This is a genomic window from Vibrio sp. S234-5, from assembly GCF_000960595.1.
GTDB lineage: Bacteria > Pseudomonadota > Gammaproteobacteria > Enterobacterales > Vibrionaceae > Vibrio.
Map to the genome: position 1 here is coordinate 1 of NZ_JZAM01000228.1, position 12,968 is coordinate 12,968.

13 protein-coding genes, 1 other RNA gene and 1 pseudogene are annotated in these 12,968 nt (G+C 45.9%); 4 read left to right on the forward strand and 11 right to left on the reverse strand.

What is annotated here, in order from left to right:
* Positions 1-126: 126 nt before the first annotated feature.
* Both UF06_RS13585 and UF06_RS13590 read right to left on the reverse strand, forming a co-directional pair.
* Positions 127-1,137: pseudogene (locus UF06_RS13585) on the reverse strand (DEAD/DEAH box helicase family protein); the annotation flags it as partial.
* A 2-nt stretch (positions 1,138-1,139) separates the two neighbouring features.
* Positions 1,140-1,676 carry a hypothetical protein gene (locus UF06_RS13590; RefSeq protein ID WP_020480147.1) on the reverse strand — a complete coding sequence of 179 codons (537 nt, stop codon included), beginning with the start codon at positions 1,674-1,676 and terminating at the stop codon, positions 1,140-1,142.
* A gap of 101 nt (positions 1,677-1,777) precedes the next feature.
* Between UF06_RS13590 and UF06_RS13595 the strand changes: the two genes are divergently transcribed.
* Positions 1,778-2,086: a helix-turn-helix transcriptional regulator gene (locus UF06_RS13595; protein WP_017420300.1), complete on the forward strand. Its 309-nt coding sequence runs from the start codon at positions 1,778-1,780 to the stop codon at positions 2,084-2,086.
* Positions 2,087-2,089: 3 nt separating this feature from the next.
* Here UF06_RS13595 and UF06_RS13600 read toward each other — a convergent pair whose 3' ends face one another.
* From UF06_RS13600 to UF06_RS13620, 6 genes are all read right to left on the reverse strand, one after another.
* Positions 2,090-3,187, reverse strand: coding sequence for a TniB family NTP-binding protein (locus tag UF06_RS13600; protein ID WP_045570928.1), 1,098 nt, complete (start codon positions 3,185-3,187; stop codon positions 2,090-2,092).
* A complete protein-coding gene (locus tag UF06_RS13605; RefSeq protein ID WP_045570929.1) occupies positions 3,153-5,018 on the reverse strand; it encodes a Mu transposase C-terminal domain-containing protein in 1,866 nt (621 codons plus the stop codon). The genes UF06_RS13600 and UF06_RS13605 overlap by 35 nt, the downstream gene beginning before the upstream one ends.
* Before the next feature lie 2 nt (positions 5,019-5,020).
* Positions 5,021-5,644, reverse strand: a complete 624-nt coding sequence (locus tag UF06_RS13610; RefSeq protein ID WP_017420303.1) for a TnsA endonuclease N-terminal domain-containing protein — start codon at positions 5,642-5,644, stop codon at positions 5,021-5,023.
* A 119-nt stretch (positions 5,645-5,763) separates the two neighbouring features.
* Positions 5,764-5,860: signal recognition particle sRNA small type (ffs, locus tag UF06_RS24520), an RNA gene on the reverse strand.
* A 179-nt stretch (positions 5,861-6,039) separates the two neighbouring features.
* Positions 6,040-8,013 carry a GGDEF domain-containing protein gene (locus UF06_RS13615; protein ID WP_045570930.1) on the reverse strand — a complete coding sequence of 658 codons (1,974 nt, stop codon included), beginning with the start codon at positions 8,011-8,013 and terminating at the stop codon, positions 6,040-6,042.
* 137 nt (positions 8,014-8,150) lie between these two features.
* A complete protein-coding gene (locus UF06_RS13620) occupies positions 8,151-8,894 on the reverse strand; it encodes a hypothetical protein (RefSeq protein ID WP_039433796.1) in 744 nt (247 codons plus the stop codon).
* A gap of 148 nt (positions 8,895-9,042) precedes the next feature.
* Between UF06_RS13620 and UF06_RS13625 the strand changes: the two genes are divergently transcribed.
* A complete protein-coding gene (locus tag UF06_RS13625; RefSeq protein ID WP_045570931.1) occupies positions 9,043-9,345 on the forward strand; it encodes a DNA base-flipping protein in 303 nt (100 codons plus the stop codon).
* A 36-nt stretch (positions 9,346-9,381) separates the two neighbouring features.
* Here UF06_RS13625 and UF06_RS13630 read toward each other — a convergent pair whose 3' ends face one another.
* Positions 9,382-9,807: a YbaY family lipoprotein gene (locus tag UF06_RS13630; RefSeq protein WP_045570932.1), complete on the reverse strand. Its 426-nt coding sequence runs from the start codon at positions 9,805-9,807 to the stop codon at positions 9,382-9,384.
* Positions 9,808-9,981: 174 nt separating this feature from the next.
* Between UF06_RS13630 and tesB the strand changes: the two genes are divergently transcribed.
* Positions 9,982-10,845, forward strand: coding sequence for an acyl-CoA thioesterase II (gene tesB / locus UF06_RS13635; RefSeq protein WP_045570933.1), 864 nt, complete (start codon positions 9,982-9,984; stop codon positions 10,843-10,845).
* Positions 10,846-10,876: 31 nt separating this feature from the next.
* Here the strand turns inward: tesB and UF06_RS13640 are convergent, their stop codons facing one another.
* The gene (locus UF06_RS13640) at positions 10,877-11,341 is read right to left on the reverse strand and encodes an Lrp/AsnC family transcriptional regulator (RefSeq protein WP_039445624.1); all 465 of its coding nucleotides are present in this window, start codon (positions 11,339-11,341) and stop codon (positions 10,877-10,879) included.
* Between the two features lie 124 nt (positions 11,342-11,465).
* On the opposite strand from UF06_RS13640, the gene UF06_RS13645 reads away from it, so the two are divergent.
* The gene (locus UF06_RS13645; protein WP_039433807.1) at positions 11,466-12,551 is read left to right on the forward strand and encodes a PLP-dependent cysteine synthase family protein; all 1,086 of its coding nucleotides are present in this window, start codon (positions 11,466-11,468) and stop codon (positions 12,549-12,551) included.
* A gap of 59 nt (positions 12,552-12,610) precedes the next feature.
* Here the strand turns inward: UF06_RS13645 and UF06_RS13650 are convergent, their stop codons facing one another.
* A complete protein-coding gene (locus UF06_RS13650; RefSeq protein ID WP_039445713.1) occupies positions 12,611-12,931 on the reverse strand; it encodes a DUF1244 domain-containing protein in 321 nt (106 codons plus the stop codon).
* Positions 12,932-12,968 lie beyond the last annotated feature (37 nt).

Genomic DNA, 12,968 nt, shown 5'->3' on the forward strand with positions numbered 1-12,968 from the left:
TATCCTTTACGACTACATGGTCAAGTGCATGCAGGAGTTAGCGAAAGCGGAACCTGATATCGATGCACTCCTGCCTTGGAACTTCAAACACTAACAATATCGCCCCGTGGGTTCATGGGGCGGATACACTGAGCTCATATGACAGCAAACCTGCAACCGAGGAATATCCGTACCTTCACTTATCATCCCAACACTGACTATCCACTGAACATTCGAGTGTCGAAAAGATTCAATTTCATTTAGTGGGTTTACATGGTGATAAGTAACAATGCTGGCTGATTGATTAAACTGCTCGACCAAGCGTTTTTGAATATCTTTCGCGTGCTTGATAGAAGCAGCGACCACTAACCCGCCTGCGTTTGGCGAAAGTTCCCTGATCTGCGCTAGCTTTTTACAGGCACTGTTCAAGATGTAATGCATCGCTTCTTCATTGTGAATGACGCTTTGATAAGAAATATCAGATTGTTTAAGGCAATCCAAAATGGACGCAAAATGTTGCCTATTGCCTCCAGACGTAATACTCAAATGCTCATTATCGATTAAGACAATTTTCGGTTGGCGACAAACTCCGTCTACAACCGCTTGCTTTAAGCCATACTGGTAATCGCAGATAAGCATCCCTTCAGGGTCAGAATATTCTGCCATCACAATCGGCAGTCTGTCTGAACGCCAAGGAGTGCCTGACAATGCCAGCGTGTATCGTGCAAGTCCTTGTATCTTTGAGACTATCTCTACACCCCAAGAGTTTGATCGACCATCTTCTTCAAACGAACAGTGATGAATTTCATCAAATACAACTAAGACTCGATGTTTGCTGATAGTGTTCCAAAAGTTATCGTCAAAAAAACGGATAGATTGGTAAGTATAAGATCCTCCCAGAGAACCTAACCCTCCGTTGAATGAGCACTCTAATTTCCATGCAAACGTTTTTTGCATCCCTTCTGCTACAGACAAAGATGGCGAAAAACAGAGCACTAAGTCAATCATACCTTCTTCAAATAAGCGCCTTGCTACCTCGGCAGCCATAACGGTTTTACCTGCACCAGGAGTCGCTTGGCAGAAGAAATGCGGTCGTCTATTGGATGCAAATTTATTGATAGCCAGCTCTGTACAGTCGGCTTGCCATACCCTTAGCATTGTTACACCTTACCTTGTGCGACTTTCATCCAATTGGTTAGTGCATTGATTTTGCCCAATAGCTTTGCTGATCGCTCTCGCGCTGCGCTAAATAGAGGTTGCATCTTTTGTCTGCTATGGGGGAAGCGCGTCAACAAAGACTGATATTCCTCTATCTCCCCAAGAGTAATCGCAAGCTCTCCTTCATATTGTTTTTTCTCCTGCTCCAATGCAGTTAGAGAGGTATCAGCAATTTGAATCGCTATTGGATCAACGTTAACTTTACTCTTTCTAGCCACTCGGGGCTCGACTGTGAGTGCTTTGAACTCGCTAGTTTGATGGTAACGTTTCGCTCTGTGGGTCCCAACAACAGAAAGCCAACCTTTCTCCTCGAATGATAGAAGTTGCTTATAAATGTACTTTCGAGCGTCATCCTTACTCGGGAAGGTCACATCACTGTTTAGTAGAGTATCCCTAGCATCTATGACTGAAAAGCCATCCATTCCTTTTTCAATCAATAGGTTAAACATGTGAGGGTTAATTCTTATCACTTTATTCATATCACTAGTACAAACAGCTAAAACTTAGGATTGCTAAGTATACAAAAATCAGTAAAACTTAGACAATCTAAGTTACCTAGAGGTTGAAAAGAAATGTGTAAGTGCAAAAAAACAACCCAATCCCAGAAAGGCTCAAAGCTGCGCGTAAAAAAGCCAAAATCACCCAAAAAGATTTAGGGGTGAAAATAGGTATGGAACCCAGCTCGGCGAGTGGGCGAATGAACCACTATGAGAAAGGTAGACATGTGCCCGATCTTGGCACGCTCGAACGAATGGCTGAAGAGTTAAACGTACCACTAAACTACTTTTTCTGTAGAAACGAGTTAAGTGCTGAACTGGCTTGCGTGATTGACAAAATGAGTGACGAAGAGAAAGCAGCGCTGTTGGATAACCTAAGCCGTGAAAAGTAGCCTCTAAGCTTTAAGCCCATTTTTGCTCAATAGCATGCTCAACGGAATGGCGTCCGTAAAACGAGGGGCTACTATTTTATCTTCAGTGGTGATTGCATTTAAGTGGTAAGCAGAACCAGAGTCAATTTGATGAAGACTAAGCTGCTCTAAAGGACGATCAAACGGGTTATCTAGGTAGGGGAACTTAAATGCAAAAGTGCGTGACAATATTGTTTTGTCTATCGTATCCGCATTGTCGTTGAAGCTCATAAGCAACGCGTCTTTCAAGAAGTGTTTTAACGCTCGACATTCTCCTCGGCACATTGCAAACAAAGGATATAGCAGTTCATTCTTTGTAAGTACTGGTGGCTCATCAAAGCCCATCCTTGAACTCAGACCCGCGACAAATCTGGCAAAATGTTTTTTTTGTTCTAAGTCAAACCCATAAGATGCCGTTCTACTCGAATGACCCTTCGCTTTCAACAATTTGAAATAATCTATCCTTCTCCTCCAGCTTAGCCGCGAGTTCCATTGTGGTTCTGTCGCTATCACATCAGCATAAGGCATACCCACTAGCACAAACGAGACTCTTGCTTCTTCACTTATATATTTGAATGTGTTGGCAATAACTTGTCTCTGTTCTGCGGTTGAAAACTCAACCAGCTCTTGAATTTCATTAACAATAATCAGCTCAACAGATTTACGTTTAAGTTGCTTTACAACCGCTTCGCCAAGCGCAATTTCATTACGGCGCCGAACCCCTCGTCCTCCTGATTTACAATCTAAATCAACCAAAAATTGGGTCAGCGTATTCTGTTCATTGATACGACTTGGCACTCTAGTACTTAATACTGGCTGCTTTCCCCAAGTTGAACCCGATTGAAAACGTGACAAGTAGTTGTTGATCAAAGCTGTCTTTCCACTTCCAGCCTCACCAGTTAACAAGAAAGATTCTGGTTCACCCCCTAAAGAGTGATTGAAACGAAGTTGATCGAAAATGGAGTAGATTTCAGTTATCGCGGGATACTCGATAAAGCAGGTTTCAAAGGACTTTAGCTGCTCAAGCTGCTTTGGCGTTAAATTCAAACTAATACCCTTCAATATCTTCAAAATCATCGTCATCTAAGTACTCTGAGGCATAGGAAGCAACCTCAGATTTGAGCTTAACAGGAGTCACGTTGATTGAGCTTGGTCCCTCAGATCCGACATCATTAAACTTTGCTAGTTTCGACGTATTACCTGTTTTAGGAAGGTTGGGCTTGCTACTTTTAACACGACGGAATCTATCGGTTTCTTCGTGGATACGTTTTTTCATATATAGAAATGTATCCGCAAGAGCCTCATCATCAGCAAGATCCTTGGTGTTCAGTCTGCGTACTTTTTGTATGCGCTGGTGTTCAAAAAGTGAAAGTCCGTTTGTATACCCGCGGTTGTCTACTGCTGGAACTTTTATGTACTTCTTTTCTGATTCTAGGTAAACATGAATGTAGCTGATATCAGAAGGATCTGTTTTTGTCTTAACAAACAGCTTTTTGCCATTATTAGGTGTGCAATATTTCCGGTATTCAATAAGCTCGGCGGACTGATAGCGTAAGTTATGCAGCCTGATCCCGGCCACTCCAATCGTCCTGTGTCTAAGCAATCCTAACTCTACTCTGAGTTGCTCCTTCTCAGCACCATCATAGTAAGACGGCGTCCATTTCGATTGGTGCCACTTGTGGTATGGGATCTCGCGCTGTCTAGAATCAGGCGTCATGTGGTAATAGTCGACAATCCATTTATGAAGTAATTCAAGAAATACCGATACCCTAACCACCGCATCCTTCTTTGGATTGTAATCTTGTAGTTGAGTAGGATTGGTGAAGGTTTTTCCAGGCAGCGCGTTAACTAACCCTTTATTCATTTGATCGAACAACTTTTCGATCCCTGACTTTCGCCAAGGCTTCGCCTTTTCACTGTATTGAATATCGGACACCAAAGGCCGTAACGAATCTTCCAAGCTTTGACTCCAAAACTCGGCACCGTTATCGACGACCAAGCAATCAATCTTACCGTGGCAAGGCCACTCATTCTCAATCGATGGATACTTTGCTTTAAGCCAGCTTTTATCCAAAAGTGAATTCAACAGAGCCTTTCTAACAGAGTCAAAGCTTGGCTCTCTAAAGTTGATACTGCAACCAACAATGCACTTACTGAAACGGTCATAAAGCATCGTCAAATACGGGCGGCCCAAAGGAATATCTAGCTCATCGTCAATCAAAATCACTGGAACTGGGGTATGGTCTATTTCAACAAACTCCATAGTTTTAGTTGCAGCGACCTGCTGACCAACCGAGCGATACTCCCGATCTGCATATCGTTTACCAAATCTCGCAATCGCCACTTCATAAGGGGGTAACTCATTTATTCGATTGTAAAAAGAACGTTCAGCAATTGGCTTGATTTTGCCTTCAACAATCCCTCGATTCATTTGAATCACTCGACTCTTATAATATCGGTATGCTTCTGCAACGCTAAGTCGTTCACGTGTCAGGTATACGTTCTGAATTGCCTCATCAATCAAGGATTGCGAATCCATTTCTTTCTGGCGATTGCCCTTAAACGTATGCTTCGGAATAAGTGCCCATGGTTCTCTACCTGCTTCAGAGTAGGATTTATTCCAAGTTGCTACAGTCCGCCAACTAGGGGGAGTCAGCTGTAATTCTGACTCAACGAGACTTAAGATGGGGTTCAAGTTTTTCTCAGTCCACCCACCTTTCAAGCGCTTCTCCACAAAGGTAATCACTTTTATGCGGCGAAGAACCTCTTCCTGAATTTTTGCTGGCAAACTATCTATGGTCGATGATATTTCAACGGGTTCTAGAATTAGTTCTTTTGGGAGCAACTGTGATTCTTCTTCTGACGCTTCAAACTCATCAAAGAACCCAAATATGTTATTAGAGTCAGGTGGCATAGTTAGCACCAAACGCAGGTTTCTAGACCAAAGCCAATCGTGTTGAGGTCTGTTTTAACGTGCCCCGAAGAGATCCAAGGTAGAGTAGAGATAAGTGTGTCTTGCTCTGATAGACCAAAATACAAAGACACCTCTTGCAACTTGACCATTTGCTTGCGTTGAATAAAAGCCAAAACTCGCTTTTGAAACTCGGTCACTGTGCGCAATCCTGAATAGCGGTGTAACAACTTAAAGTTATCTAGTGTTGGTCCCATCCTGATTTGCTTTTCAGTAACGAGAACTAACCGTCTGTTGAACTCACTCAACGCTACTCTCTGCTTCTCTTCAAAGCGCTCCCTAAAATCAGGTTTAAGAATCTGGCTAGAGTGTTTGACCTCGAAGAATGTTGATTGCTCATTATGATCTATTGCTAAAAAGTCTGGAGTATATCGGCACTTGCGATTATTGAACTGATAGTGGAAGCCAAAAGGTTGAGAGGTAAAACTTTTGATGTTTGGGTTGTATTCGAGGTGAAAACAGAAATCGAATTCCAAAATGGAAAGAGTGCGAACAACAGCATCGTTCTTCAAGCTCATGAACTTACAGATGTTGTGTACGTGAGATGATTTCTTAGTTTGGTCAAACATAGCCAAGTCACTTTTGTTGTAAACCTACAACAAAAAAATAGACTATGAAAACTTATGGTGCAAATATGAAGAAAGCCTGCAATTTATGCGAACTTATTTTGCAAACATCACATTGGGTGGGGCCCCAGCCACATCCCGGCACACAAGTCATTCGCTGCGGCTGCTTCCTTCCGGACCTGACCGAGTTCACGAATTATTGTTGCGAGAGGACCAGAGCCCCGTCGATTCTGTTGTTGGGCTGCCGCCTAACGTGGGCACGATTATTAAGCATCGCCTGACGGATTGCAACCCCAATCTCGTAATTATCCCGACATGGCGGTTTGACCGCTTAACTCTTGCGCAAAATGGCATGATGTGACCTCATCACCTTTCAAGCGCAACAGATAAACAAGGGCTTAAGAGTACCCTATCTCTCGCTGCTGATGTTTGTTTTGGTACATATCCACATCCGCTAAGTGCAACGCCTGCTGCAAACTCATGTACTGTTTTCTGGTTCGTGAAATACCAACCGACGCCGTGACCACCAACGGCATACCGAGCAGATCGGTTTCAATCACAAACCGACTGAAACGTTGTAATGATTCGTTCACTTCGCTCTGCTTGATTTTACCAATCAGGATAAACTCATCCCCACCGACACGAAATGCTTTGCCCGACCATTGCTGGCGGATCTGCTGGCCAATCCTCTTCAACACCATATCTCCACTATGATGGCCATAAGTATCGTTGATCGGTTTGAATTGGTTGAGATCGATGTAAAGAACCGTCAAATCACTGGGTATGCCTTTGCCATATTTCTGCACCAGTGAGCGACGATTCCCCAGCCCGGTGAGGTTATCGGTATTCGACTGACGATAGAGATAAAAAGAGATGACCCCGACAAAGAGAAACAGCGCAGTAAACAGCGCCTGCGTACGCGACGCAAATAGCTGCTCCATCTCCAAAGAACTGCGCCAATTTGGGCGCAGATCGTAGCGCTCAGTGATGGCATCCAGATCGAGCATTTGAATCGCTTTTGAAAAATAGGGGGCGAGTTCTCGCCCACGGCCATTGTTGGCGAGACCAATCGATATTTTAGAATGGTGGAAAACACCGATCGCGTCGTCTTGTTCAATGGCTGGCATCGATTTAGTACGTAGCAAATAATTTAGTGTGGCGGTATCCATGGCGATGTAGTCGACTTCTCCACGGAGTAAAGCCTCGACCATCTGCTGGCGATCCCGATAGCGTACAAGTTCTTTAAGCGGCAACATCTGGCTAAGCAGAGCATCAAAGAAGTCGTCTTTGACCACGCCGATTTTCTCCGCGATCAGTTGAGAAACATGCGAATAGACCTTCTCCTTGTAGCCGATGCGTTTAACCATCACCGATTGGGGAGCATAGTGAGGGACGGTAAACTGGGCAATCTGTTCACGGGCGCTGGTATAAGTGAGCGGTGCAATCATATCCACTTCTTGCCTGGTAAACTCGCCCAACATGTTTCCCCACGTCTCATTGGCATGGCTGACTATTTGACAGTTGAGGGCCAAAATCTGACAGCTCTGCTGCACCACGTCAGCGGTAATGCCGTCAATGCGACCATCAGGATGATAAATCACGTAAGGGAAAATCGGCTCTAGTTTAATTGTAAGCGGCTGATTTAAATCGATACGAGTACTCGCAAGGGCGATCTGCAGTGCTCTTTTACGAATGGAAAATTGATAGTCGCTGATCTCATCGCGAATGCGCTTTTGTACCGCTTCGCTATGAATGTATTTGGCGAACGCCGCAAGCTCTTTCTCGTGTTGGCCTTTCGCACTGACAATCGACACTGGCTTAATCGAGATCTGGTCATTAAGTAGCTGCGCATCCAGACCTCGTAACAGCATCGGTTTTAGCTGATTGATGGCATCGACAACGCCGTCAACCGCTCCCGTTTCCAGCAATTGGAATGCCTGTTCATGGCCCTGATAGCTCACCTGCTTAATATGCGGATAATTGGCCGCAATCAGCTCGCTATAAATTGTCTCATCGGGTACTCCAACCACAGACACATCGTCCAAGGTACTTTCGTTAAACGAGTAGAGATAGGTGTATTCGATATTAGTGGGATAGGAATAATTAAACAGTTTGGCACGTTCAGGAGTGTAAGTGACGTTGGCAGCATAGTCGGTTTGCCCTATGGCGACGGAATGCAACACTTCGTCGAAGCTTGGTTGATGGACATAACGAACATCCAGTGAAAAATGCTCCGCTAAGGCATCAAACAAAATGCGCGTGACGACATCATCCGCTTCCGTGGCGACTGTGATTTCTTTGTTTTTTGCCAACGAGCTATGCGGAAGGCAAAACAACAGGCCAACCAGCAGCCAACAAATTTCCCTGACCATACTGACAACTTTTTCTGCTAATTATCTAGGAATAACTCAATAAGCCTGAGTGATTGATATGAAACATATACCAATTATTATAAATATGCATACGGTAAATTAGCATTCTTTAATATTGGTCACTTTTCTTGCCAAGCTTAATCTTGCTCTTCCATCTCTTCCGCCGCTTTGAGGATGTAGTCGGTCATCCAAGCGGTGCCAAGCAAACAGATCCAAACCACAAAGACAGAGTTAGGCACCTCAACGCTTGGCGTGACCACCAGAGCGGCGAACCCGACGGTTGGCAGGGTCCAACACAATAAGGTATTCCACGAGAAGCTTTTCAGTGTATTCAAACTTTCCATGCAGGCCATAATGCCAGTGATACACAGCGCGACTAAAACGGCGTTGGGCAGGTCTGCGACCCAAAGAGGGATCAGCAGCAGCAGCGGCCACCAGCTATGACGATTTGACGGTTTCCAATGACGTGCCGCCCACCAAATCACCATCACAGACAAAGTTTGCACGACCGTGACCCAGGGTGTGCCGCCGAGCTTTCCTGCCGATTGGGTTACCATAATGCCGACTTGTAAGGTGAGGACAATCATGCCGGAGGTCAACAGCACGCCAAGGCTGCTTTTTCGCGAGAAAACCACCATCAAAAGTGGAAACAGAATCCAGACACAGACGGACAAAGCAATCGGCTGCAAAGGTAGAGTCAGGCCGTAAGCCGTCATGGCCGCAAGTAGGATAAGGCCAAAGAAGCCGCCTTGAGGCAGAATCCATAACGCTGGGATTACCAACGCCAAAACTGGGATGTCCCCCGGATTCATACTGATGGCTCTGGCACACACCACCGCCAGCAAGCTAGTGATGACAAATTGAAGTACGGAAAATATCATAGCGCCTCCTTAAGACCCGTATCTGTACAACTCAGACTCAGCGTAACGATGGAAACTTTACGGTAAAAGGGTGTACGCTAAGCGGGCTCGTTTTCCAGAATGTCTGGCTTACCAATCCTTGGTAATCACGAACTAGGACAGTTTCAGTATGGACCAATTTTTGCCACAAATCTTTGCCGTGATTCACCAAATTCCATTCGGCAAGGTGACGACTTATGGAGAAGTTGCACGGATGGCTGGCTATCCCGGCTATGCACGCCATGTCGGCAAAGCGCTGAGTAACTTACCCGAAGGCAGCAAATTACCTTGGTTTCGGGTGATCAATAGCCAAGGGAAAATATCACTCAGCGGAGAGGATTTTGTGCGGCAAAGAGAAAAGCTCTTAGCCGAACAGATAGAGGTCAATCAAAGCGGGCGGATCAATCTGCGCAAATACAAATGGCAGCCATAACGGCTGCCATTCTCGAAAGCATGAGAAATCTTGAGGTTAACGTACACCGACCAGCATTAAATCAACGTGATGCGTTCTGCTGCCATCAGTCACAACTGGCGTGATGGTGTCGGTGGTAAATCGCAAACGTCCATTCACTTCAATGCGCGCACGAACATTGTAGGTGTGCTTGAAATCGATTTTCTTTGTATCGTAAGCCAAGTCAAATGATATTGGCACTTGTGCGCCATTGGTGATGACCTTGTATTTTGCGATCACTTTCGATGGCGCATCCGCGCGTGACACGTCTTCAAGTAGCACAATCACCGTCGTATCATCCGGCAACGCAATACGTTCACGATAACTGACCGTTCCTTTAATGGTTTTGATGCCCTGCTCCTGAACAATCGGCTCAGCACTTTGACAACCGACTAGAATAACGCCAACGAAAAATGACATTACGGCGTAAATAATTTTCTTCATAAAACAGATCTCATTGATAGTTCACCAAGGATTATAGGCTCGCGATTGGGATCTGTCTTGCACAACAGAACTTTACGCCTGATATTGACTAAGCTAAAAATAACGGTTTCACTGTCGCGTACCAATCAGAACCAACAACAACATGACACAGGTCACTCAAAGGAACGCCAAATTATGAGTAAACCCTTAAAAGAACTCCTAAGTTTACTGCAATTAGAAAAACTGGAAGAAGGTCTTTTCCGCGGGCAAAGTGAGAATCTCGGCCTTCCTCAAGTTTATGGTGGCCAGGTATTGGGTCAGGCACTGTCAGCGGCTCGCTATACTGTGTCGGAAGATCGAACGGTGCACTCCTTTCATAGCTATTTTCTCTATCCGGGCGATCCCGAGAAAGCGATCATTTATGATGTAGAAAACCTGCGCGATGGCCGAAGTTTCAGCACTCGACGCGTCAAAGCGGTGCAAAATGGCCGGCCGATTTTTTACCTCACTGCTTCTTATCACGGCGATGCGCCGGGGTTTGAACATCAAAATCAGATGCCCGATATTCCAGGGCCGGAGAATTTCGCCTCGGAGACAGAGCTCGCCAGCCATATTGCTGAGTTTCTCCCACAGAAACTGCGCAAAACATTCTGCGGCGAAAAGCCGATTGAAACCCGCCCTGTGACGGTGATTAACCCGCTCAAACCGCAAAAAGCTGAACCGAAACAGTGTCTGTGGATTCGCGCCAATGGCGACATGCCTGACAGCCAACTGATCCACCAGTATCTACTCGCTTACGCTTCCGATTGGGGATTTTTGGTCACCGCGCTACACCCGCATGGCGTATCTTTAATGACGCCCAATTTTCAGGTCGCCACCATCGATCACTCGATCTGGTTTCACCGTCCATTCAAGATGGATGAGTGGCTACTGTACGTGATAGAAAGTCCAACCGCTTCAAACACGCGCGGTTTGGTACGCGGTGAGATCTACAATCAGCAAGGGCACCTCGTCGCTACCGCCGTGCAGGAAGGAGTGATGCGCTTCACCGACAAATAAGCAGCATTCGATCACTGCGTTGTACAAAGCGCTACAACGCGTTTAACGGCAACGCAGTGGTATACTTGAGCGGTTCCATGGCAAAAGTCGAGGTCACATTGGAAATCCCCGCGACGCTGTTGACCAACTTCTTGTAAAACTCATCAAAACTTTTCATATCTTTAACCAACACTTTCATCATGTAGTCGTATTCCCCTGCCATACGGTAGAACTCCATCACCTCTGGAAACTCATTAACGGTTGAGACAAAACGGTCATACCAAGCATAAGAGTGGTCACAGGTTTTCACTTGCACGAAGGCTATAAAGGAGAGATCCAACTTTTCTGCATTGAGAAGTGCAACTCGCTTTTCAATAAAGCCTTCGTCTTCAAGGCGCTTCAAGCGTTTCCAACACGGCGTGGTGGTTAAGTTCACCTTCTCGGCCAAATCATTGAGTGACAAAGTGCCGTCTTGCTGCAACAGCGCTAACAAGGTGCGATCGGTTTTATCTAACATCTCAGTTTCACCGCTTTCAGAGAAAATTTTTCTACAATATAGAGAAATCACCAACGAGAAAGCAAAGCATTTCTCCACATGAGTAGGTACTTTGTCACTATCGAACCCATTATGGAAAGCCAACATGTGTACTGATCACGACTGGATTAACAACGCCATCCGCAAGATTGAAGCGGACTATCAACGCTCAGCGGATACCCACCTGTTCAAACTCGACCTTCCTTCGTTGCAAGGCATTGATATCTATCTTAAAGATGAAAGTACCCATCCAACCGGTTCTCTCAAGCACCGCTTGGCGCGCTCCCTGTTTCTCTACTCGATTTGTAACGGGTGGATTGGTCCGGAAACCACAGTAATTGAAGCTTCATCGGGCAGTACTGCGGTGTCTGAAGCCTATTTTGCGCGTCTACTTGGCCTGCCATTTATCGCCGTGATGCCAAAATGTACTGCACGCAAAAAAATTGAGCAGATCGAGTTCTATGGTGGCCAAGCGCATCTTGTCGATCGCTCGGATCAAATTTACGCCGAATCACGCCGCTTAGCGCAAGAACTCAATGGCCATTACATGGACCAATTTACCTATGCAGAACGTGCGACCGACTGGCGCGGTAACAACAACATTGCCAATTCAATTTTCAGCCAAATGACGCTGGAAGAGCACCCCGAGCCGAGCTGGATTGTCATGAGCCCGGGCACCGGCGGCACCTCAGCCACTATCGGCCGCTTTATCCGCTATCAGAAACTAAACACCAAACTGTGCGTGGTAGACCCAGAAAATTCGGTCTTCTTTGATTACTACCAATCGCGAAACGCAGAAATCACACTGGATGCAGGCAGCAAGATAGAAGGGATCGGCCGCCCACGCGTCGAGCCAAGTTTTATTGCTGGCGTGGTCGATGAAATGCGTAAGATCCCCGATGCCGCTTCAGTCGCCAGTGCACATTGGCTATCCAAGCTGATTGGTCGCAAGGTCGGCGCGTCCACTGGCACAAATCTGTATGGCGTGCTGCAATTGGCGTGTGAAATGAAGCAGCGTGGTGAGCAAGGTTCGATTGTCACTCTTCTGTGCGACAGCGGCGAGCGCTACCTCGACACCTACTACAACCCGCAGTGGGTCGAACACAATATTGGCGATATTACGCCTTATTTAGAGCAACTGGCGATCATCGAACGTGATGGCTGCGTCGAACCCCTTTGTTGCCCTGCATGATGCATAAAAAATGAAGCAATTCTGAAAAGAAACATGCCCGCACACTGGCGGGCATGTTTTTACGCTTTCTGCTGTTTCTTTTCGAAAGCAGCCAATTGTTCTGGCGTGGCTGGCGGCTGGTGATTGGCTTTCCACTCATCGTAGCTCATGCCATACACCCTTTCTCTGGCATCATCGAGACTGATATCCAGTTCCAGCGCCTGCGCTTCTGCCAAGTACCACTTACTAAAGCAGTTGCGGCAAAAACCGGCCAAAATCATCAAATCGATGTTTTGCACCTCTTTATTGGCATCAAGATGGGCCAGTAAACGACGAAATGCCGCTGCATCCAACTTATCCTGCTGCTCCTGCGTCAACTGCTGATATTTAAACTCTGCCACTTTACCTTCCTTTTGATCATATCCAGCCTCTGTTGGC

Excerpts from the sequence above, each read along its gene's own strand:
- UF06_RS13590 (WP_020480147.1), bottom strand. The coding sequence starts at position 1,676 with ATGAATAAAGTGATAAGAATTAACCCTCACATGTTTAACCTATTGATT.
- UF06_RS13600 (WP_045570928.1), bottom strand. The coding sequence starts at position 3,187 with ATGACGATGATTTTGAAGATATTGAAGGGTATTAGTTTGAATTTAACG.
- UF06_RS13605 (WP_045570929.1), bottom strand. The coding sequence starts at position 5,018 with ATGCCACCTGACTCTAATAACATATTTGGGTTCTTTGATGAGTTTGAA.
- UF06_RS13610 (WP_017420303.1), bottom strand. The coding sequence starts at position 5,644 with ATGTTTGACCAAACTAAGAAATCATCTCACGTACACAACATCTGTAAG.
- UF06_RS13615 (WP_045570930.1), bottom strand. The coding sequence starts at position 8,013 with ATGGTCAGGGAAATTTGTTGGCTGCTGGTTGGCCTGTTGTTTTGCCTT.
- UF06_RS13620 (WP_039433796.1), bottom strand. The coding sequence starts at position 8,894 with ATGATATTTTCCGTACTTCAATTTGTCATCACTAGCTTGCTGGCGGTG.
- UF06_RS13625 (WP_045570931.1), top strand. The coding sequence starts at position 9,043 with ATGGACCAATTTTTGCCACAAATCTTTGCCGTGATTCACCAAATTCCA.
- UF06_RS13630 (WP_045570932.1), bottom strand. The coding sequence starts at position 9,807 with ATGAAGAAAATTATTTACGCCGTAATGTCATTTTTCGTTGGCGTTATT.
- tesB (WP_045570933.1), top strand. The coding sequence starts at position 9,982 with ATGAGTAAACCCTTAAAAGAACTCCTAAGTTTACTGCAATTAGAAAAA.
- UF06_RS13640 (WP_039445624.1), bottom strand. The coding sequence starts at position 11,341 with ATGTTAGATAAAACCGATCGCACCTTGTTAGCGCTGTTGCAGCAAGAC.
- UF06_RS13645 (WP_039433807.1), top strand. The coding sequence starts at position 11,466 with ATGTGTACTGATCACGACTGGATTAACAACGCCATCCGCAAGATTGAA.